The organism is Pseudomonas sp. FW306-02-D09B (assembly GCF_058782685.1).
Genome location: NZ_JBYSXY010000009.1, coordinates 134,125 through 155,847, shown reverse-complemented (window position 1 = coordinate 155,847; position 21,723 = coordinate 134,125). Strand labels below are relative to the sequence as shown.

General features: G+C 54.8%; 19 protein-coding genes and 2 pseudogenes. 1 reads left to right on the top strand and 20 read right to left on the bottom strand.

Annotation, left to right across the window (positions count from 1 at the left end):
• Nucleotides 1-127: 127 nt before the first annotated feature.
• A pseudogene (locus AC3WK5_RS16910) lies at nucleotides 128-217 on the top strand (IS66 family transposase); the annotation flags it as partial.
• A gap of 49 nt (nucleotides 218-266) precedes the next feature.
• Here AC3WK5_RS16910 and AC3WK5_RS16905 read toward each other — a convergent pair.
• The 20 genes and pseudogenes from AC3WK5_RS16905 to AC3WK5_RS16810 all read right to left on the bottom strand — a co-directional run bounded on the left by AC3WK5_RS16905 (nucleotide 267) and on the right by AC3WK5_RS16810 (nucleotide 21,708).
• Entirely contained in the window at nucleotides 267-527 is a 261-nt protein-coding gene (locus tag AC3WK5_RS16905) for a DUF6429 family protein (RefSeq protein WP_103315839.1), read from the bottom strand.
• A gap of 69 nt (nucleotides 528-596) precedes the next feature.
• Nucleotides 597-809: a transposase domain-containing protein gene (locus tag AC3WK5_RS16900; protein ID WP_371919131.1), complete on the bottom strand. Its 213-nt coding sequence runs from the start codon at nucleotides 807-809 to the stop codon at nucleotides 597-599.
• Nucleotides 810-818: 9 nt separating this feature from the next.
• Nucleotides 819-2,044: pseudogene (gene tnpC / locus AC3WK5_RS16895) on the bottom strand (IS66 family transposase); the annotation flags it as partial.
• 82 nt (nucleotides 2,045-2,126) lie between these two features.
• Nucleotides 2,127-2,486 carry an IS66 family insertion sequence element accessory protein TnpB gene (gene tnpB / locus AC3WK5_RS16890; protein ID WP_256585157.1) on the bottom strand — a complete coding sequence of 120 codons (360 nt, stop codon included), beginning with the start codon at nucleotides 2,484-2,486 and terminating at the stop codon, nucleotides 2,127-2,129.
• Nucleotides 2,487-2,683: 197 nt separating this feature from the next.
• Nucleotides 2,684-3,070, bottom strand: coding sequence for a GtrA family protein (locus AC3WK5_RS16885; protein WP_103315838.1), 387 nt, complete (start codon nucleotides 3,068-3,070; stop codon nucleotides 2,684-2,686).
• Nucleotides 3,071-3,075: 5 nt separating this feature from the next.
• Entirely contained in the window at nucleotides 3,076-4,020 is a 945-nt protein-coding gene (locus tag AC3WK5_RS16880; RefSeq protein WP_103315837.1) for a glycosyltransferase family 2 protein, read from the bottom strand.
• On the bottom strand, nucleotides 4,017-5,657 hold the full coding sequence (locus AC3WK5_RS16875) for a DUF6311 domain-containing protein (RefSeq protein ID WP_103315836.1): 1,641 nt from the start codon (nucleotides 5,655-5,657) through the stop codon (nucleotides 4,017-4,019). The genes AC3WK5_RS16880 and AC3WK5_RS16875 overlap by 4 nt, the downstream gene beginning before the upstream one ends.
• A 43-nt stretch (nucleotides 5,658-5,700) precedes the next feature.
• Nucleotides 5,701-8,235 (bottom strand): glycosyltransferase family 4 protein, encoded by a 2,535-nt coding sequence (locus tag AC3WK5_RS16870; protein WP_103315835.1) that lies wholly within the window; start codon nucleotides 8,233-8,235, stop codon nucleotides 5,701-5,703.
• Nucleotides 8,235-9,560: a class I SAM-dependent methyltransferase gene (locus tag AC3WK5_RS16865; protein ID WP_177474830.1), complete on the bottom strand. Its 1,326-nt coding sequence runs from the start codon at nucleotides 9,558-9,560 to the stop codon at nucleotides 8,235-8,237. Before AC3WK5_RS16865 ends, AC3WK5_RS16870 begins: the two co-directional genes overlap by 1 nt.
• A complete protein-coding gene (locus tag AC3WK5_RS16860; RefSeq protein ID WP_103315834.1) occupies nucleotides 9,560-10,774 on the bottom strand; it encodes an ABC transporter ATP-binding protein in 1,215 nt (404 codons plus the stop codon). The genes AC3WK5_RS16865 and AC3WK5_RS16860 overlap by 1 nt, the downstream gene beginning before the upstream one ends.
• Nucleotides 10,771-11,565, bottom strand: coding sequence for an ABC transporter permease (locus AC3WK5_RS16855; protein ID WP_103315833.1), 795 nt, complete (start codon nucleotides 11,563-11,565; stop codon nucleotides 10,771-10,773). The genes AC3WK5_RS16860 and AC3WK5_RS16855 overlap by 4 nt, the downstream gene beginning before the upstream one ends.
• A 257-nt stretch (nucleotides 11,566-11,822) precedes the next feature.
• A complete protein-coding gene (locus tag AC3WK5_RS16850; protein WP_103315832.1) occupies nucleotides 11,823-13,184 on the bottom strand; it encodes a phosphohexomutase domain-containing protein in 1,362 nt (453 codons plus the stop codon).
• Nucleotides 13,185-13,336: 152 nt separating this feature from the next.
• Nucleotides 13,337-14,779 carry a mannose-1-phosphate guanylyltransferase/mannose-6-phosphate isomerase gene (locus AC3WK5_RS16845; protein WP_103315831.1) on the bottom strand — a complete coding sequence of 481 codons (1,443 nt, stop codon included), beginning with the start codon at nucleotides 14,777-14,779 and terminating at the stop codon, nucleotides 13,337-13,339.
• Nucleotides 14,780-15,469: 690 nt separating this feature from the next.
• Entirely contained in the window at nucleotides 15,470-15,790 is a 321-nt protein-coding gene (locus tag AC3WK5_RS16840; RefSeq protein ID WP_103315829.1) for a sugar nucleotide-binding protein, read from the bottom strand.
• Nucleotides 15,790-16,029, bottom strand: coding sequence for a LapA family protein (locus tag AC3WK5_RS16835; protein WP_103315828.1), 240 nt, complete (start codon nucleotides 16,027-16,029; stop codon nucleotides 15,790-15,792). The genes AC3WK5_RS16840 and AC3WK5_RS16835 overlap by 1 nt, the downstream gene beginning before the upstream one ends.
• A 24-nt stretch (nucleotides 16,030-16,053) precedes the next feature.
• Nucleotides 16,054-16,350 carry an integration host factor subunit beta gene (ihfB, locus tag AC3WK5_RS16830; protein WP_003369729.1) on the bottom strand — a complete coding sequence of 99 codons (297 nt, stop codon included), beginning with the start codon at nucleotides 16,348-16,350 and terminating at the stop codon, nucleotides 16,054-16,056.
• Between the two features lie 173 nt (nucleotides 16,351-16,523).
• Nucleotides 16,524-16,805: a hypothetical protein gene (locus AC3WK5_RS16825; protein ID WP_054593461.1), complete on the bottom strand. Its 282-nt coding sequence runs from the start codon at nucleotides 16,803-16,805 to the stop codon at nucleotides 16,524-16,526.
• 196 nt (nucleotides 16,806-17,001) lie between these two features.
• Nucleotides 17,002-18,693 carry a 30S ribosomal protein S1 gene (gene rpsA / locus AC3WK5_RS16820; RefSeq protein WP_019692981.1) on the bottom strand — a complete coding sequence of 564 codons (1,692 nt, stop codon included), beginning with the start codon at nucleotides 18,691-18,693 and terminating at the stop codon, nucleotides 17,002-17,004.
• A gap of 121 nt (nucleotides 18,694-18,814) precedes the next feature.
• A complete protein-coding gene (gene cmk, locus AC3WK5_RS16815; protein WP_054593462.1) occupies nucleotides 18,815-19,504 on the bottom strand; it encodes a (d)CMP kinase in 690 nt (229 codons plus the stop codon).
• Nucleotides 19,501-21,708 (bottom strand): bifunctional prephenate dehydrogenase/3-phosphoshikimate 1-carboxyvinyltransferase, encoded by a 2,208-nt coding sequence (locus tag AC3WK5_RS16810; protein WP_103315909.1) that lies wholly within the window; start codon nucleotides 21,706-21,708, stop codon nucleotides 19,501-19,503. The genes cmk and AC3WK5_RS16810 overlap by 4 nt, the downstream gene beginning before the upstream one ends.
• Between the last annotated feature and the right edge of the window lie 15 nt (nucleotides 21,709-21,723).

Genomic DNA, 21,723 nt, shown 5'->3' with positions numbered 1-21,723 from the left:
GCAAACCTATTTCAAAATGGCGCAAAGCGAGGAGTGACTACCAACCGGTAGTCACTCCTCGCCACCGGTTTAAATTCCCCGCAATAAAATCTTTTTAACCTCGATGTCAAGCCCCCATTCCAACCCGATAACCGATGATTACGCTGGTTATAACACCTTGGGCGCGCAATCTGGTGTTGAACGTTTAGGCTGTTGGGCAGATGCGCGACGCAAGTTTTTCGTATGCGATCCATAAATCCCACCTACCGGATGGCCGTGATATGAAGTCAGGTATCCGACTCGGATACATGCTTCACTTGGGTTCCTACCCCAAACAACCGGTCGGCTATCTGCCGAACTCGCTCCAACCCTTCAGCCGTCAACCAAATCGATTTGTTCTTGTTCACCGGATTACTGATGAGACCATGTTCATGCAATCGGTTCATGGTCTCGAAGTCGAACCCTTTCCAAGCATTGCCGTTATCAAAACTGAAGGTTGCCAACAGGGCAAGCACGGCTTCTTCAATCAGTTTATCGTCGTATTCCATGATCGTTGCTCCGATCGTATTCTTTAAGCTCACCGTAAACCCCACCAGCCATCAAGATGGATAGCGCGTTTAACTACGCGAGACCGGCGAGCAGTTCCAGGGCAGTAAAGCTTCGTAATCCTCAACCGAAGAAGCCGTCGGCAGACGCTCAAGTGCGTGGCGCAGCCACGCATAGGGCTCTTGGCCGTTGGCTTTAGCCGTCTCGACCAAGCTATAAAGTTGAGCGCTGGCCGTCGCACCTTTGGGGGTGTCGCTAAACAGCCAATTCTTTCTTCCGATCACAAAGGGCCTGATGGCTCGTTCGGCAGCGTTGTTATCGATCGGCAAGTAACCTTCCTCTACGTACCGTTCAAGTTTGTTCCAGTTGCTCGCCAGGTAGTTGATGGCTTTGCCCAGGGCGTTCTGAGCGGTGACCTGCGGTTGGGTCTTTTCCATCCAGCTTTTCAACTGAGTCAGCACCGGCAGGCTGTGCGCGTGCGACCGGTTTTACGCTCGCCGTCATTGCCGGCCTTTAGGTCGCGCTCGATGCCATAAAGCTTATTGATCAGGTTCAGCGCGATGTCCGCACGACCCGTCTTGCCTTTGGGCTGCACTTTTTGCGCTTCGACGAATTTGCGCAGTGCATGTGCCCAGCAGCCTAAACGCTCCACTCCGTCCTGCGCGCCCACCGCGTTGTAACCGGCGTAATCATCGGTCATCACGTGGCCGCTATAGCCATCAAGCAGGCGCGTCGGCACCTCCTGAGCCCGGCTGGTGGAGTAGTCGAAAAGGATCACTGGTTTGTCGGGTGGGCCGCCGGTTTGCACCACATCCAGGACTGGCTGCTGGGGCTCCCGATTCTGCTCTTTCAACACCTGCCCGCGGGTTTCATCGCAGTGGATGACGCGGCTTTCCAATAACTGGTCGCGCATTAAGTTCAGCAGTGGTTGCAAGTGTTCGCCGCACTGGATAACCCCGCGGGCCAAGGTCTGGCGCGGGATATCGATGCCATGGCGGCCCAGCACTTTTTCAAAACGGTGAAGCGGTAAACCGTCCACGTATTTGGTGGTCAGCAGCATCGCCAGCACGCTTGGGCTGGCCATACTTTTTTCAATCAGCGGAGCGGGCTTGTCCGCAGTGACCGGAGCCGTTTCACAGGCACGGCAACCGTAGACCTTACGGACGTGTTTGATCACGCGGATTTGCATCGGCACGATTTCAAGCTGCTCGCTGACCTCCTCGCCGATGGCGTGTTTGCGGCAGCCGCAGGCACAGGTCAGTTCATGTTCGGGCAGTTCGTGGATGATTTCGATGCGGGGGAGATCGGCCGGCAGCGGTTTGCGTTTGCCACGCTGCTGGGGCGGCGCAACAGCCTCTTCTTCTGCGGCTTCATCAATGGGCTCGACGACGCTTTCCACCTCATTGAACAGGGCCAACTGCGGCGTTGCCAGATCAGCCGTTTGCTCGGACTTGCGTCCGAACAGGCGCTGACGCAACAGCGCATTTTCTTCTTCGAGGAAACCGACTCTGGACTGCATCTTCGCAAGCATCTGTTTGAGCAATTCAGGATCATCGGGGGAGGTTTTCGGGCATGGAAATCATGCCCTGGATTATACCGAATCAGGCCACGTATCGAGGCGTCAAAACCTGATGAAGGCGGTTGCGCCAGAGATCAAAACCATCAAGTAGCCAGTTCAGCTCCTGGACGGTCAGGATGATTGCTCCATCGCTGGCATCGGGCGATGTTTTAAATCGTTCAGATTCGAGGCGCTTGAGCCAAAGACAGAAGCCGTTGCGTTCCCAATACAAAATCTTCACGCGGTTGCGTGGCTTATTGAGGAACACGAAAAGCACAGGGTCGAATACCGCGACTTTGATATCCAGTTCGACCAGCGCGGCCAGACCATCAATGGATTTTCGAAAGTCCACGGGTTTGGGGTAGAGATAGACTTTTTCGACTTTAGCATCGGGTCGCATCATGGCGGGCTGGCTCCTGAGGGAATCGGGAGCACAGCATCCGGGATCAGCTAAGCGCTTTGAATGTGGGGGTTCATGGAGCGCTTACGTCTATCGGTCCACCAGCTGGAGTATTACCGCATCGCTACGCTGGCTGAAAACCTGTATAGCAAGGTAGGCACGCCCTTGGGTTCTGCGTATCCGCGAGCAAACCACCCCCGTCAATACGCGGGGGCAAATGCCCAGATCTTCATGACCATATAGTTCAGTACCGGCACCACCAGGATCACCATGATCAAGCCAACACCGTAATGCCACCCCAGGTATTCAACTACCGAGGTGATCAATAACGTAAGGGCCAAGGACACCAGGGAAACCAGCAGGAAACGCCAGTAGCCCAAGAAGCTCACGGGAGTCTTGAACGTGAACCGGCTGTTGAGCGAGTAAGACATCAGGTTGGCAAACACAAACGCCACGCCGTTTGCCACAAAGGCAGGAGGTGCCAAGGCCTCCATCAGCGCAATGACGATACCGGCATGCACCGCCGTATTCGCCACGCCAACCAGGCCGAAGCATATGAACTCATGGTATTTCGCGGGAATGATCATGTTGACTACTTGATCACGTCACGGACGATATACACCGGCCGCTTCTTAGATTCAGCAAAGATCCTTCCTACGTATTCACCCAGCACGCCGATCCCGATCAGTTGCACACCGCAGGCGAACAGCACGGTGATCATGATCGAGGCGTAGCCGGGAGTGTCTACGCCAAAGAACAGGGTCTTGATCAACAGATAGGTGGCGTAGACGAACGACAGCGTAGATATCGCACCGCCGAGGTAGGTCCACACTCTAAGAGGTGCAGAGCTGAAACTGGTGATGCCTTCGAGCGCGAAGTTCCACAGTTTCCAAGTATTGAAGCTAGTAGTGCCATGTTCACGGGGCGCTACTTTATACTCCACCGTGGTGGTGCGGAAACCCACCCAAGCAAACAGTCCCTTCATGAAACGGCGGGTCTCCGGCAAGGTTTTCAGTGCTTCGACTACCTTGCGATCCATCAGGCGAAAATCGCCGACGTCAGCAGGGATATCGATATCTGAAATACGGTTATGCAGCTTGTAGAAGTAGTTGGCAGTCAGTTTTTGAATAGGGCGGTCTGTTTCACGATCAACTCGCTTGGCCAGCACCACCTCAGCGCCCTCTTCCCATTTTTTAATGAGCTCAATTACCATTTCGGGTGGATGCTGAAGATCGGAGTCAATTGGAATCACCGCATCGCCAGTTGCGAAATCCAGCCCCGCAGAAATGGCCGCTTCCTTACCGAAGTTGCGCGACAGGTCGACAATCGTCAAGTAATCATTATCTACCTTGGCCTTGACCAGCTCCACGTAGGTCTGATCACGGCTGCCGTCGTTAATGGCGATGACTTCAAGGTCGTATCGGTCGGCCAGGGGCACGAACACTTCATTGATTCTATTGAAGAACGCCTGTACGCCCTTTTCTTCGTTATAGAAAGGGGACACAAGGGAAATCTTACGCTTTATTAAGAGGGTCATTGAGCTTCACGCCCCGATTGGTTGATACGGCAGATATGAGCAAAGTCGACGTCTTTACATGTAGGCTGTTGATCAGCCGGAAACAGGGCTTTCACCTGATCCACTTGCGGAAGATCGCCCTTCACAAACACATATAAGGAATGGTCCAGCACCGATGCAGCGATTTCAGCCTTGGTGCTCTCGGTGCTACAGTTGGAGTTCGCGCGCGCCACATAGCCGGTGTTGATCTTGAGGTTGTGCACAGCGGCATAGCGCATGGTGGGCATTAAGGTATTAAGAATCAGGTCAGAACGTCCGCAGCGGAATTTCGGATAGAAATACAAATACTGAATGTCGCTGGTAGCTTGCTGATCCCATGCAGACTGCGTCAATACTGCAGCAGCGGGACGCTTGGCGGTGTCGAGAAGTCGATGGCGCAGGTTCGACAGGTCAGACACTTGCAACAGCACCAGTACAACCATGCACCCTACAAACACTACTGTGCTGAGTTTCTTGTACAGGGTCGTGATGGCAAAGATGATGACGCAATATCCGACAGGCCAGAAGAAGCGGCCGGAAGCACGGAACTGCGAAGTGATTCGGTCCATGAATGACGGATAGTTGATGGAAACTATTTGGTGGACACCGTAATAAACGATGTTAGACAACGCATAGGCCGTAAACAGTAACATCAACGCGGTCAGTGCCCCATGCTTTGAAAAACTGCCCACTGCGGCCTTTCGGCTCAGTACAAGACTCAATGCAAACGCTAGGAGTACGCCAAGGCCCAGGTAGTTGAAGCCCTCATACTGGCCCGGCATTTCCGGATCAGGAAATATCAGGTAGTTACCGCCATGAAAAGGAGATAGCAGGTTCATCGAGTACGTGCCGAACCCCGTCTCTGCCGCGACTGTTACTTGCTCCATCGGGAATATGGTCAGGAATAAACTCGCGCCGATTATCAGGAACGGTATAAGCGCCCGCCCTAGTTCGGCTGGCTGAAACTTTGCACGGTCGTACAGGCAGCTGACCATATAAACGGCACTTGCCATTACACATAAGTAGATATTGATGTAAAACGCAGCCACCAGCAGCAGTGACCAGGCCCAACGCTGCGGCTCACTGGTTCTTCTGCACCGGATGTACAGTGCCAGGGAGCACAATATTATCCAATGCGACATCAGCGAGATATGGCCTAACCGCGTAGTGAGCGCTGGAAACGTTAACAAGCACACGATCAGCGCCAGCAAGGCGAGCCATGACTTTATCTGCAGTTCCCGGAGTATCCACCAGCCGCATACAGCTTGGCCGACAAATGCCAGGGCTACCCAGACTCCGAAGGGGTTGAATGGGGCAAAACTGGACGGTACAAAGAGCTTGAGCAACAGCGCGTACACGGGTATCGCATCGACAAACGTTGCCCGAGTGCCTTGGGGATAATTGATACTATCGAAGGCCAGCAGGGGGTAGTTGAACGGCGCGCTGAAAAACGCATTGAAACCAGCAAAGTATTGAGTGACGTCATCAACTTCAGTCAACCAATAAGAAGATGTACCTGCGACGAACCCGGCGGGAAAATATCGCCAGACAAATAGCAATCCAATCGCCAAAGCCACTGCAAAGCCGGCCCTCCCCGTTGAGTCAAGCTTGAAACCCATAATTAAAACACCCTGAAATTTATACTAGGTAATGGCTGGCGCGTTAGAACGCGCATTTATCGATCTCGCCAATGAGCTGCTGTGCACTGCCTTTCCAAGTAAGCCAAGGCATACCCCCGGACTGCGGATGCTGCTTGTACTCATATAGCTTCAGCCATTCGGTCAGGCTCTCAGCAATGTCCTGTGCAGTGGTGCCGTTGAAGTACCAGGCGAACTCGCCCGCTACTTCACGGAATACGGGCAGGTCCCTCGCGATAATCGGCAGCTTGTACTGTGCAGCCTCGATCAACGGTAGGCCGAAGCCCTCACCATATGAGGCAGCTATCAGGCAGTCGCAGTGGTTATAGAGATACTCCAGGTATTCATCGCTTGCCCCTTCGAGCCAGAGCAGCCGTTTCCCCAGTTCTGGATGACTTGCAAGCCTGGCTGCAAGCTCATCCACCAGCCAGCCGTGCTTGCCTACGATGATCAGGTTTGCCTGAACGCCAGCTGCCCAAAGTAGCTCGAAGGCATCAAGGGTCTGCGCGTGCCCTTTGCGGGGTTCCAATGTGCCGACCATCAGAAAATTTGGGAACGCCTCCAGCGACTCGATCCGCAGCGCCGGATTTTCCGGAAAACCAGTGGATGGCATTGACTGATCAATATCGGCGCCCAGGTGAAACGCCCCGATACAGAATGGGCGCTTGCGTGGTGGCACATTTTTGTCCAACCACTCACGTAGCTCGTCAGCAACTGCATGGGAGATACACATCGCGCCGTCATACTGGGCTACAGCATGAATCCATTTCACGTAGTGCGCTTGCAGGCTTTCAACAAAACAATGTGGCAGTTGCAGGATCAGGAGATCGTAGACCACGAAGAAAATGCTGACCCCGTGGGAGCGCATTGTATCAAGGTAGGTTTGCTTGTGTGGCAGCACGTCCATAAGCAAATCCAGACACAAGTAAACGTCCCCTGCGCGGTAGCTGATGGCCTCGTCCTGGTCCGCTTCGCTAGCGTCCTTACCCCGGAACATTGTGGTGAAGTGCGTCGCATAGCGGTAAAAGGGCTCACCCACTTTGGTGTACACCGGCTTGATTTCATAGCCTTCGGGCGGATGGTTCAACCATTCCGCTAAAATACTACGCACTACCCGCTGAATTCCACTCTTGCCGTCGTGCTTGCACAACTCTGAGATGTCGACGAACAGGGTCGGCTTGCCGGCCGGGCCTTGCAGCGAATAGTCGATAGCCTTTGCCAGCCGCTGGATGTCCACAGCGCCTGTGTGCAGGTGTCCGGTGCCAGCCAATGCGTTGATCAACGTTTGTGTACCGTCTCCTGATGACTGAGGGGTGTCCGTGCGCTTCGCTGGTCGCTCGAATTTGGCCAAGGCTTGCTCGAACGCCGCCACAGCGTCCTTGCCGGTACGGTCCCAAGAGAACTGTTTTGCACGCTGCAGGCCATGTGTTGCCAGTGCAAGGCGGAAATTATCGTCCGTCAGTGCCTGACGAAGTTTTCCGGAAATCGCGTGGATATCAAATGGGTCGAAGGTCGCGTCTTCCCAGCCGATCACCTCGAGCACGCTGGACCTATTGGCGCCAATCACCGGTACCCCGCACTTCATAGCCTCGAGCGGTGGCAGGCCAAAACCTTCATGCCATGACGGGAACACATACACCTGACACGAATTGTACAGAGCGACCAGCTCCGAGTCGGTTATGTACCCGGTAAACACTAGGTCGGTCCGGCTCAGGCCCTGGGCCAGCGCAAGTTCCTGGTAGTTGTTGACGTGGTACTCAGACATGTTACCGGCGAACACCAACTGAATATCGTCCAGCTCCGCCTTGATAACGGCGAAGGCCTTGATCAGTTGCGGCAGGTTCTTGCGGTCATCAGCGCCGCCGGAATACAGCACGAACTTTTCGCGCAAGCCGAATTTTTTATCGAGTGTGTGACGTTCATCCAGGCTCAGTGTAACCGGCCGGAAGATATCGTCCGCAGCGGTGGAGACGTTGACTACGCTCTCGCTGTCCAGCGGCAGTAACGAAAGCGCTTCTTCTCGGGCGAAATCGGAAATGGAGAGCAGCAAGCCATAGTTCGTAAAGGCGTCGACTTTTTCCAGATAATGCTTTTTATAGCCGGGGTTGCTGTCCAGATACTGCTTCGGGCTGACCAGAGGGATCAGGTCATAGAGTGTGGCGCTGACCAGTGCGTGAGTGTCCAGCAGTGGACTGCCGATGACCGCATCGTCCATGTAGCCTTCCACCGCGCTGGTGACATGCACAACGTCAGGTTTCAGGTCGTCAATACAAGCTTGTCGAATCCATTGCGCCATTTCTTTTCTGGCACTGTTGCCTGGGCTGCAGTCACACACCGGCCCTTGGGCGTACCACACGCGAATGTGGCTCTGCGGCAGTAGCCCCATGAAAGCGGTGCGGATGCTGTCAATGCTTTCGCTGAGCATGCCATTAAGCACCAGGTACACTTCATTTTCGCCACGATTACGCACAATGCCTTGGGCCAGGGACAAGCTGTAGCGGCCAATACCACGGAATCGGCTTTCAGTCTGTGCACCCTGCATGTCAATTACGATACGCATTATTTCTGCCCCTTCGTCATGGCTTCCCTGAGCGCACTCTCGATAGTGCGGCCCCGCAGGGTCAGTGGTGCGTGATCAATCACGCCGTGCTGAGGGTCACTGGCAGTCGCAGCCGTATCAGGGTTAAGAGTGCTCTGATGCAGACTACGCAGCTTGGCCAGCAGCCATGGGCAGCGGTTCAAGATTGCCATGAACGGGTGCTGGATCAGAGGCCTGCGAGCCAGCCAGAGCCGTGTATGCAGAATTCCACGGCGCAACACCTGGCTCAGAGGTGATCTGGTGGAACGAAACCGCCAGTAGATGGCGCGGATGATGAGGCGAAGTGGCGCGGTGATGCGCCACGATGTGCTGCTGCGCATTGCTTCCAGTTGCTGCTCGTACGCAGTGGCGCGCAGATACCAGTTGTGTGCATTGCCAAGCGATATATTGAGCTCGGCCTGCAATACATCCATTCTGTTGTTGTAGCGCTGCATAACCAGTAGTTGTTCGGCTTGCAGACTCTGAATGCCGCCCAATGCTTTTAGGTAATCCGCACGGCCTTTCGCCATTTCATCCTCTATATCTGAAAGTCGGCTTTCCAAAGCACGGTCGTAGCGAACGGCCAACTGATCAAGCGACACACCATAGGCTGCGTCAAATACAGGATCGAACTTGGCGAGCAGCTCGGGCGGAGCTTGCTTTTGAGCCACGACGGAATAGTCAGGGCTGGTACCTGACAACACTTCCCACAAACCAATCTTGCTGCTTTCGTCCCGTAGCGCAGGTACTTCCTGAAGACGCACGATCTTGAATTTGGCAAAGCCGCTGTATTCGGTCAGAAACGACAGCAGCAGGTTCGGCAACGGGCGCTGGTGGGACGGGTCCAAGTAAAAACTGTTAGTACCAACCACGACGCTTTCGGCGTTGGGGGTTTCAAGGATCAACAACCCGGCAGGACGCAGCACCCTCAGTGCTTCAGCGACAAGCTGTTGCAGGACCGGAAATGGAACATGCTCAGCGATATGGAAGCCGGTTACGGCTACAAGACTGTTATCCGGCAGTTTCTGCAAGGCGCTGAGCGCGTCATCCTTGTGTGCTGGCAGTTCCAGCATGCGACACGCTTCAAGCATGCCGTCGTCGAGATCCACCCCTGAAGGCGTATAACCTTCGCGGCCAAGCAGCTCAAGCAACTCGCCTCGTCCACACCCCAAGTCTAGCGTGGGGTAATCCTGATATAGCTCTTTCAATGGCGCAAGAAATGGTAAATACACTTCAAGCCGTTGGGTGATCAGTTCCCTGGAGCCGCGATACCGGTCTTCGAAAGCTCTGTAAAAACCACCATCCATCAGTTGCACTCCACGGTCGGAGGTATCCAGGCGAGACCGACAAACTCGCTTTGAGAAGTATTGACTACGTTGAACACCAGAGTTAAATCCACCCATTCATAATTATGGGATAAATGACTGTCCATTGCATGTAGTGCGACGGCCACGGAATACGATCCCACCCCCAGATTCGCAGCAAAGCTGAATGAATAATTCAATACCTGACCCGTTTCCAGGCCATCAGTTTTGCAGCCCAAGTGATGCGTATTGGTGCCAAACACTGGCTGCCCCAGTCTGTCCTTGATCAAATAACCAACGACCAACTCTGGAATGGCGCTATTAACCTTCGTACTGATGCGCAAGGAGACGTTTTCCCCGACCGATACATACTCAATCGGGTCGCCGGCAGCATTATGCAAAGTAACGGACTCGATACTCGCCTCACCGCTACCAGATCGGGTCTGGATGGAGCCGTCCTGCAGCTCGCGGACTTGTACCGTTGCGTTCTCTTTTTCGGCAATCAAGGCATTGTAGAAGTCCATGACTTCTTCAGGTTTTCCGTCCTTTATGACTGTGCCTTTTTCCAGCAGGATTGCACGATTGCACAGCGCTTGGATCGCGCCACGGTCATGGGAGACGATCAGCAGTGTCGTGCCTTGCTGCTGGAACTCACGAATACGGTCGAAGCTTTTGTGCTGAAAGTAGCTGTCACCCACTGAGAGCGCTTCGTCCACGATGAGAATCTCAGGACGAATTGCCGTGGCCACGGCGAAGGCCACACGCATTTGCATACCACTGGAGTAAGTACGCACAGGCTCGTCGAAATACTCACCAATTTCAGCAAAAGCCTCAATATCATCGATGACTTCACTGATCTTTTCAGCGCTGAAACCCATCAAGCCGGCGGCGTGGAAGACGTTCTGGCGCCCCGTCAAATCCGGAGTAAAACCCATGCCCAACTCAAGAATGGCAGCGATTCGGCCATTAACCTGAACACTCCCTTCCGTGGGCTGAAGGGTCCCGCTGATCATTTTCAGCAGCGTGGATTTTCCAGCACCGTTCTGGCCGACAATCCCGATGGCTTCACCTGGATTTATAGAGAAACTGATGTGTTTGAGTACCCAGTGCTCTTCGCTAGGCTTGGTTGGCAGGCCGAACCAACGACCGATGCGCTGGAATTCAGAGGCATAGACGCGGTAAGTCTTGCCCAGGTTATTTGCAATCAGCAGGCTCATAGCACGTCCACCATTTCCGGCGCCGCGCGGCGGAACATAAACAAGCCCAGCAGCAACAAGCCCAGGGCAATAACCGTAGTCACGGCAATTTGTTGGATATCTGGAGATTTGGCATATACCAGAATGTCATGGTAGGCAGCGACGATCGGGTACATGGGGTTCATGTCCATGTAGCTTCTGAATTGCTCGGGAATGATATTGGCGGGGTACACCACGGGGGTAAACCAGAACCAGACTTGCAACAGGATTGGCACAACCTGGCCAATATCCCGAATAAAGACGTTGAGGACGCCGAGAATCAAGCCTATGCCGACAGCCAGAGCGGTGACGGCAACCGTCAAAGGAATGAGCCATAGCATCTGCAAATGCGGCCATTGACCCAGCAACGCAAAGACCACTAAAAGCGCGACAAACAGCAACACATAATTGAGCAGGCACGATCCCACGACAATCACCGGCAAGGTGATACGCGGAAAGCGCATTTTCTTCATGAGGTTGCCTTGGTCGATGAATAAGGTCAAGCAGCGCCCGATGATCTCCGAAAATAGGCTCCATGCCAGCATGCCCGCCATCAAGTAGAGGGCGTACGCGTACTTGTTGTCGATCCCAGGCAGCTTTGCTGCCAGCACGTTGGAGAGCACCAGAGCATAAATGGCGACTTGGGCCAGAGGATTGATGATCATCCACAGACCGCCTAAACGGCTACGAGCAAAACGGGCAGAAAATTCATTATGGATAGATGAAAAAACGAATCCCCGGTAATCCCAAAGGCTTTTGAACAGCTCCAACATTCCTGACTCCTGGTAAAAGTGAAGCCAATTTGACTCACTCTTGGCAATTCTGAATCGTGCGATTAACAGCTAAGTCTCAAGGTCTTCGGCAAACGATACGGTTGCGCCCCGGTGACGAGAATCCAGACCAAACCCTCGGTGAATTTCTTTGAGGTGCACTATATAGATTCCGCTAAGGCTGGCGGACATTTCACCAGAGATAGAAGTCTTTTTCAGAGCTTCCATCGCTCCACATCCCCTCATCATACTGAGCGTACTTATCCCCGGATCAAACCGGCAATTTCCGACACATAGCGCACAACAAGTTCTTCATCCCCACGACTCTCCACATTCAACCGTAGCAATGGCTCCGTATTGGATCCTCGCAGGCTGAAGCGCCAATCGCCAAACTCAAGGCTGATCCCGTCTGTTTCATCGATAAGCGGTTTTCTTGGCAGAAAGTGTTCGAGCACCTTTTTTAAGGTCTCATTCACATCCATCACACGATAGTTAATCTCCCCACTACAAGGAAACGCTTCGATTCGCTTCGCGACTAGCTGCGCAAGCGTTTCTCCCGTTTCGGAAATCAACGCCGCCACCAACAACCACGGAATCATCCCACTATCACAGTATGCAAAATCACGAAAATAGTGGTGAGCACTCATCTCCCCGCCATACACCGCATCTTCCTCGCGCATACGTTCTTTGATGAACGCGTGCCCAGTCTTGCTCTGAACGGCGATACCGCCCGCCTGCTCGACCTGCTCAATGGTGTTCCAGGTCAACCGTGGGTCGTGGATGATCTTGCTGCCGGGGTGTTGCTTGAGCAGCATCTCGGCCAGCAGGCCGACAAGGTAATAGCCTTCGATGAACCGACCGTCGGCATCGAAGAAGAAGCAGCGATCGAAGTCACCATCCCAAGCCAGGCCCATGTCGCACTGGTTGGCCAGCAGTGCCTGACGGGTCAGTTCGCGGTTCTCGGGTAGTAGTGGGTTGGGTACGCCGTTCGGGAAGTTGCCGTCGGGCTCTTCATTGATGAACACCCACTGCAGCGGCAACCGAGCAGCCAGCGCTCGCAGCACGGGGCCGGCAGCACCATTGCCTGGATCTGCGAGGATCTTGAGGGGCTTCAATGCGCTGACGTTGACGTAGCTGAGCAGATGTTCAATGTAGAGGGTCTTGTCCAGCTCGAAGCGCACTTCACCCTGCGTGGTCGCCAATGCCCCCAAGTCACCACGCTCGACCCGATCGCGGATCGCATTCAGGCCAGTATCGCCACTGATAGGACGCGACTCGGACTTCACCAGTTTCATCCCGTTGTAACCCTTGGGATTGTGACTGGCGGTGATCATCACTCCGCCGTCAGCTTTGAACGCACTAGTGGCGAAGTAGACTTCTTCGGTGCCGCACAAGCCGATGTCAATGACATTGGCGCCCGCCTCACACACCCCCCGCGTCATGGCCTCTGCCAGCATTGGGCTTTCGAGTCGCATATCCCGCCCCAGCACAATGCTTTTGCCCTGTAACTCGGCAACCATGGCGCGGCCTATTCGGTAGGCGACGTCTTCATTGAGATCAGACGGCACCTGGCCACGAATGTCATAAGCTTTGAAACACTGGGTCTTGATAGGGGTATGCATGCCGCTCTCTTGCTGAGGTATCTGAAGGCGAGGCAGGTATAGCTGCTTTGTACGCTCGCCAAAAATGGAAACGTTTCAGGTCCGATTAAACGCAAATAAGCCTGATCGGATGAAATTCACCGATCAGGCTTATGACTGCCTGCCAAACGCTATTACTTATCAACGCGGCCGTAATTATCCTCGAAGCGGACGATGTCGTCCTCGCCGAGATAGTCTCCACTCTGCACTTCAATCAGAACCAGGTCGATCACGCCCGGGTTCCTCAAACGATGCTGATGGCCCGCACGAATAAACGTGGACTCGTTAGTGTTCAACATCAGCTCCTGCTGATCATTAACCACTATCGCCATCCCACTGACGACGATCCAGTGCTCACTTCTGTGGTGGTGCATCTGCAGGGACAGAGAAGCCTTTGGCTTCACCACGATACGCTTGATCTTGAAGCGCTCGCCGTTCTCCAGCGTCGTGTAAGTACCCCACGGGCGATGCACCGTCCGGTGAAGCAAATGTACCGTATGGCTATTGGCCTTGAGCTGGCCAACAATATGTTTCACATCTTGCGCATGGTCTTTATGCGCGATCATCACAGCATCTGGCGTGTCGATTACCAGCAGATCTTCGACGCCAACCAGCGCAGTGAGTCGACCTTCACTGTTTACATAGTTGTTGCGGGAACCATGAGATAACACTTCACCTTCGAAACGGTTGCCGTCAGCATCGGGCGCTGTCAGCTCAGCAACAGCATTCCACGAGCCGATATCACTCCAGCCGATATCACAGGGAATGGTCGCAACCTTGGCAGAACGCTCCATCAACGCATAATCGATGGAGATATCCGGCACCTCCGCAAATGACTCGGCATCGAGGGCCAGGCAACGGTACTTGTCAGACGAAGTAACGCGAGACTGCTCAATGGTCCTGACAACCGCTTCGACTACGTCTGGAGCATGCTCACGCAGTTCTTCGAGGACGGTGCCGACCCGGAAGCAGAACATTCCGGAGTTCCAGTAGTAGTTGCCGGCACTTATGTAGCCTTGAGCGGTTTCAAGGTCAGGCTTCTCGACGAAACGCGCAACTTTCAAGCCGCCGTTCAGCGGAGCATTCTTTTGTGCCTCGATGTAGCCAAAACCGGTTTCGGGGTAGGTCGGCTGGATGCCAAAAGTGACCAGCCAGCCTTCGGCGGCTAACGCAACGGCATTTGCTACTGCAGCGGCAAAGGCCTTTTCATCCTTGATCAGATGGTCAGCAGCCAGCACCAGCATATGGACGTCGGGGCCATGGGTGGCCTCCAACTGCAGCGCAGCCGCCGCAACAGCCGCAGCCGTATTACGCCCGAAAGGCTCAAGAATGAAACCTTGGGAGTGCTTGGCAGTATTGACAGCGCCGTACTCGTCTTCAGTCTTGAACAAAAGCTCACGATTAGTCACCGTAAGCACTTCTACAACACCCTCCAGTTGCGAAGCTCGCAGGAAGGTTTTCTGGATTAGATTCTGGCCACCTGGCAAATCCATGAACGGCTTGGGGTGGGCCTCTCGAGACACAGGCCACAACCGGCTACCCACACCACCAGACAAAATTACGGGAATCAGTTCCATACTCAACGTCCTTAATCCTCACTCTCTGAAAGGTTAACTACAGAAAACGGAGCTCGTTTATATTCTGGTCGCCTTGCACCTCTTTCAGATGCAAAGTCGAGGGGTTGAATTCTTGCGAAACCATCAAGCAGTTCGCTTGTGCTACGGCCGTTCCGCCGTTAATGGCCATTACATTTGACCCGAGCTGTAGAGGCCCGCTCGGCCAGAAATGCATACCCACCCATTCTACAGCTAACACCATTTTTTACGAACAACTCACAACCCCGAATCTGAAACTCGATCAAAGGCCAATCGGAGACCTGGTCTGGCGCCGGCTAACCCGTCCCAAACCTAACGATAAGGCCCGAAACCACAGATTTTTTAGCGAGTGAATCACCTTCGAACACTGCACTCACCAAAGCCCGGCCCTGCACTCCACGGAGCTATCGAATCGACCTCAAAATGCTGGCGGAACGGAACACGCCAAATCCGAGAAGCCGGTGTAAAACCTCGATCAATCAGCTCATGCGTCCAGCAGCTTTGGCAAATACTGAGCATAAACGACGCTTTTCAGTCGCTCAGCCTGAACATCGAGCTGAACCAGTGTGATCCGACCAAATTATAAGCAATCCCGTCCAGCCAAGCGATCTTCGGCCCCTGGAACTGCTCAACGGTATGGATCCTTATCGATTGGATTCACGGCGACCACGGTCAATGCCTCACCGCACCTACGCGCAAAGTCGACAACATGACAATCATAGCCGCACCCGAAGATTTCACCATCCACGACCAAGTGATAATCACCGCCAAAACCCGGATGTTCGACGCCCAAAAACCGCCGTCATTATGATGTCGATCATGAGAGCAACGCCAGTTACGCCTACCAATCTGATCAGCAATTACACGCAAAGTTTCCTGATCTTTGCCCAGGCGCAGCATCGTCTTGGCGAAATTATTACCGCGAGCCTCACAGATCCAACCCGTACGAAAAATCAGGTATTTGCAGCCGGAACGGGTTTCGCCTGAATCCATCAAGCCAGATGTTTACGCCTCGCTTTGCCGACGCGCCCGACAAGCCACCCAAGACAAGGGCCAAGCAACATTCCGAGCAGCAGTGCAATGACCGTGACTACCGAGACCGGCAACTGTGGACCTGCCCACCCCAGGAACAACAATGAGACTGACTGCTGATTCTCCAGCACGAATGCCAATACTGCCAAAACCAGCAACAACACAAAGACTCCGAGGAGTACGCGTTTGAGATTACGCATGAATCGCTCTCTGAATGACGACTGTCAAAGCCCCTCCTCCTCATCCTCATTCACCCGATCCCGGAGCTCTTTACCCGGTTTGAAATGAGGAACGAATTTACCGTCGAGGCTGACGGATTGGCCGGTCTTTGGGTTACGGCCGACGCGCGGTGCACGATAGTGTAAAGAGAAGCTGCCAAAGCCACGGATTTCGATTCGATCACCGGTAGCCAGGCACTGGGACATTTGCTCAAGCATGGTCTTGATGGCCAGCTCCACATCCTTGGATGAGAGTAGCCCTTGATGGGTGACAATTCGTTCGATCAACTCCGACTTCGTCATATTTTTCCCTTCTTTTTCAAGCAGCTAGATCAGCGCTTCAAAGGTTTTAGCATGCTCGAAGGATTTTGAACAGCCTATATATTGACTTATCTGCATTCCCTGACAGACACCGCAAAGCTCGCTTCTCGGAGACCGACACCCCCTCCCTTCCACCACAGAGGCAAACCGAACCGTCACCTGCAAACCACCAACATGACGCGAGTGAGGTATCCGGCCGGGTTCCACCCGAATAGATAATCCTCTTCCTCCTCCTTAGCATCACTGGACCTGCCAATGACCTTGTACCCCTCCACCCCACACTCTCTTGCAGCACGCTTGTAACACTTATCCCAACCTGATCCGAGCCCCGAACAATCGATCTCGATACCACTCACGCCGCGCACTACGTGAGTCTTGGCACTAGTCGTACACCCCACCAAGACCAAGACTGCCAATGCAACAATGAGCTTGTTCATTCCCTTCCTTAATGCCAGGAGTCACACCCGACGAATGCTCGGTTCAAGCTAAAGCCTAGCTCCAGATAGGCAATTGATACACCCAAACAACAGACCACCTTATTCCCGCATTGTTTCCCCAGCACCCCGACAACCTCAAATTTCAGACACAAAAAAGGGCGACCGAAGTCGCCCTTTTTCTATGGTCTGACAGAACTCAGTTCTGTTTTTCCATCTGTGCACGCAGCAGAGCACCAAGAGTGGTGTCAACTGGAGCATCCGAAGCAGCTGGCTTGTCGCGCAGGCTCTGGATTGCTTCCTTCTCGTCTTCAACGTCTTTCGACTTGATCGAGAGCTGGATTACACGGCTCTTGCGGTCAACGCTGATGATCTTGGCTTCAACTTCTTCGCCTTCTTTCAGAACGTTGCGCGCATCTTCGATGCGGTCACGGCTGATTTCGGAGGCTTTCAGAGTAGCTTCGATATCGGTAGCCAAAGTGATGATGGCGCCTTTAGCGTCAACTTCTTTCACGATGCCTTTAACGATTGCGCCTTTGTCGTTCTCTTGAACGTACTCGGAGAACGGATCGCTTTCCAGTTGCTTGATACCCAGGGAGATACGCTCGCGCTCTGGGTCAACCGACAGGATAACGGTGTCCAGCTCGTCGCCCTTCTTGAAGCGACGTACGGCTTCTTCGCCCACTTCGTTCCAGGAGATGTCGGACAGGTGAACCAGGCCGTCGATGCCGCCGTCCAGACCAATGAAGATACCGAAATCGGTGATCGACTTGATGGTGCCGGAGATTTTATCGCCCTTGTTGAACTGGCCAGAGAAATCTTCCCATGGGTTAGATTTACACTGTTTGATGCCCAGGGAGATACGACGACGCTCTTCGTCGATGTCCAGAACCATAACTTCCACTTCGTCGCCGACTTGTACGACTTTCGAAGGGTGGATGTTCTTGTTGGTCCAGTCCATTTCGGAAACGTGTACCAGACCTTCAACGCCTTCTTCCAGCTCAGCGAAGCAGCCGTAGTCGGTCAGGTTGGTTACACGCGCGGTAACGCGAGTGCTTTCTGGGTAACGGGCTTTGATAGCAACCCATGGATCTTCGCCCAGTTGCTTCAGGCCCAGGGAAACACGATTGCGCTCGCGATCGTACTTCAGAACCTTGACATCGATCTCGTCGCCAACGTTGACGATTTCGGAAGGATGCTTGATACGCTTCCAAGCCATGTCGGTAATGTGCAGCAGGCCATCGACGCCACCCAGATCGACGAATGCGCCGTAATCGGTGAGGTTTTTGACGATACCTTTGACTTGTTGACCTTCCTGCAGGGATTCCAGCAGAGCTTCACGCTCAGCGGAGTTCTCGGCTTCGAGGACGCTACGACGGGAAACGACAACGTTGTTGCGTTTCTGGTCGAGTTTGATGACCTTGAATTCCAGCTCTTTGCCTTCCAGGTGCGTGGTGTCGCGCACTGGACGGACGTCAACCAGAGAACCAGGCAGGAACGCACGGATGCCGTTAACGTCGACAGTGAAGCCGCCTTTAACCTTACCGTTGATAACGCCCTTGACCACTTCTTCGGCTGCGAAGGCTGCTTCCAGAACGATCCAGCATTCAGCGCGCTTGGCTTTTTCACGGGACAGCTTGGTTTCACCAAAGCCGTCTTCAACCGAATCCAGCGCAACGTGAACTTCGTCACCGACGTTGATATTCAGTTCGCCAGCGTCGTTGTAGAACTGCTCAAGCGGGATGAGTGCTTCAGACTTCAGGCCAGCGTGAACGGTTACCCAGCGAGCTTGGTAATCGATATCAACGATAACACCGGTGATGATGGAGCCTGCCTGAAGGTTCAGGGTTTTTAGGCTTTCTTCAAAGAGTTCCGCAAAGCTTTCGCTCATTTTAATTCCTGTTGATAAGGGCGAAGAATACGCCCATCTGCCACATCCCAGACAATGTGGGTTACGTTTATATAAAAGAAACGCCGCAAGACTATGACTGGTCCCCTGCGGTGCTTCTTGGTCACCCGGCGATATCGCGAATGGCGATCTCGCTCATGATGCGTTCCAGCACCTGCTCGATGGACAACTCCGTGGAATCCAGCTGTATGGCGTCGACCGCCGGCTTGAGCGGGGCTACCGCTCGCTGGGTGTCGCGCTCATCGCGCACACGGATCTCATCTAGCAGACTCGACAGACTAACACCCTCGACTTTGCCCTTCAACTGCAAATAACGTCGGCGCGCCCGTTCCTCGGCGCTGGCGGTCAGAAAAATCTTCAGCGGCGCGTCAGGAAATACAACGGTGCCCATGTCGCGGCCATCAGCCACCAACCCCGGCGCCTCCTGAAATGCCCGCTGGCGCTGCAGCAAGGCGTCACGCACGGCAGGCAGTGCCGCCACTTGCGAGGCCCATGCACCAACCTGCTCGTTGCGCAAATCGTCAGTGACATCATCACCTTCAAGGATGATGCGCTGCGGATGACCTTCGGTCGCCCCGATGAACTGCACATCGAGATGAGCGGCCAACAGCTTCAGCGACTCTTCGTTGGTCAGGTCGACACCATGATTGCGCGCAGCGAATGCCAGCAAACGGTACAACGCACCGGAATCCAGCAAGCACCAACCCAGGCGCTTGGCGAGAATCCCGGCGATGGTGCCCTTGCCCGAGCCGCTCGGTCCGTCGATGGTGATTACCGGAGCGTGGCTGGTCACGACTGAGCCTCTTGAGCAACACGAATACCGACTTGCGCGCACAACGCGAGGAAGTTCGGGAAGGAGGTCGCAACGTTGGCGCAATCATGGATACGGATCGGTGCATTGGCACGCAACGATGCAACGCTGAACGCCATGGCAATCCGGTGATCGCCGTGACCATGCACCTCGCCGCCGCCAATCTGGCTGCCGTCGATGATGATGCCGTCCGGCGTTGGCTCGCACTTGACGCCCAGCGCCAGCAAACCATCCGCCATCACCTGGATACGATCCGATTCCTTGACCCGCAACTCTTCCGCGCCGCGCAAGATAGTCCGACCTTCTGCACAGGCCGCCGCCACGAACAGCACCGGGAATTCGTCGATGGCCAGCGGAACCAGCGCTTCAGGAATTTCGATACCCTTAAGCTTAGCTGCCCGCACGCGCAAATCAGCCACTGGCTCACCACCGACTTCACGCTGGTTTTCCAGAGTGATATCGGCGCCCATCAGGCGCAGGATGTCGATCACGCCGGTACGGGTCGGGTTGATCCCCACGTGCTCGAGCACCAACTCCGAACCTTCGGCAATCGACGCCGCGACCAGGAAGAATGCCGACGAAGAGATATCGCCCGGCACTTCAATGTGCGTCGCGCTCAGCTTGTGGCCGGATTCGACCGACGCCGTGGCGCCGCTGACGGTAACCGGGTAGCCGAAGCCACGCAGCATACGCTCGGTATGGTCACGGGTTGGAGCAGGTTCGGTGACGGTGGTCTTGCCCTCGGCGTACAGACCCGCCAACAGCAGGCAGGATTTAACCTGGGCGCTGGCCATCGGCATGGTGTAGGTCAGGCCCTTGAGCTTGTTGCCGCCACGAATGGTCATCGGCGGACGACCTTCTGCCGCCGTCTCGATCACCGCACCCATTTCGCGCAGCGGGTTGGCCACACGATTCATCGGACGCTTGGACAGCGACGCATCGCCCGTCAAGGTGCTGTCGAAGTCCTGCGCAGCCAGCAAGCCGGACAACAGACGCATCGACGTACCCGAGTTGCCCAGATAGATCGGGCCGGGAGCCGGCTTCAAGCCATGCAGGCCGACACCGTGGATGGTCACGCGACCATGGTGCGGACCTTCGATCACGACACCCATGTCACGGAAGGCCTGCAAGGTCGCCAGGGCATCTTCACCCTCGAGGAAACCTTCGACTTCGGTAACGCCTTCAGCGAGGGAGCCGAGCATGATCGAACGGTGGGAAATTGATTTGTCGCCCGGTACACGAATCCGCCCACTCAGGCGGCCACCAGGATTTGCCAGGAAAATCAGATCGTTGGAGTTCATAGCGTCCACATAGGCCCGGCGGGCCAGGATTTTACTGAAATGCTCGCGGGCAACCCGGGCGCGCGTAAAGACGCCCAACAGTTGGTGCCCGTCCCCTGCATCGACCGCGTCGCGCAAGGCGTCGAGATCGCTGCGAAATGTATCGAGTGTGCGCAGGACAGCTTCGCGATTGGCGAGGAAGATGTCGTGCCACATGACCGGGTCACTGCCGGCGATTCTCGTGAAATCGCGGAAACCGCCCGCAGCGTAACGGAAGATTTCCAGATTTTCACTGCGTTTAGCCAACGAATCGACCAAACCGAATGCCAGCAGGTGCGGCAAATGACTGGTCGCCGCCAACACTTCGTCGTGACGCTCGACCTGCATGTGCTCGACATCGGCACCCAATTCACGCCAGAGCCGGTCGACAACTGCCAGCGCAGCCGGATCGGTTTGTTCAAGCGGTGTCAGAATCACTTTGTGTCGACGGAACAGCTGAGCATTGGAAGCCTCGACTCCGCTCTGCTCGGAACCGGCGATCGGATGCCCTGGAACGAAGCGTGCAGGCATGCCACCGAAGGCCTCGGTCGCTGCGCGCACCACATTGCCTTTGGCACTGCCGACATCGGTCAGAATCGCCGCCCCCAGGTCCATGCCAGCCAACAGCACCAGCAGTTTCTCCATCGCCAGGATCGGCACCGCCAGCTGAATCACATCGGCACCGCAGCACGCGCTAGCGAGGTCGTCTTCACAACGGTCCACCACGCCCAGCTCAACCGCCAGTTTTCGCGATTGCGGATCGAGGTCAACACCCACCACTTCGCGGCACAACCCGCTTTCACGCAGGCCCTTGGCGAACGAACCACCGATCAGCCCGAGACCGATCACCACCAGGCGACCGATCATAGGCACAGCAGGTTG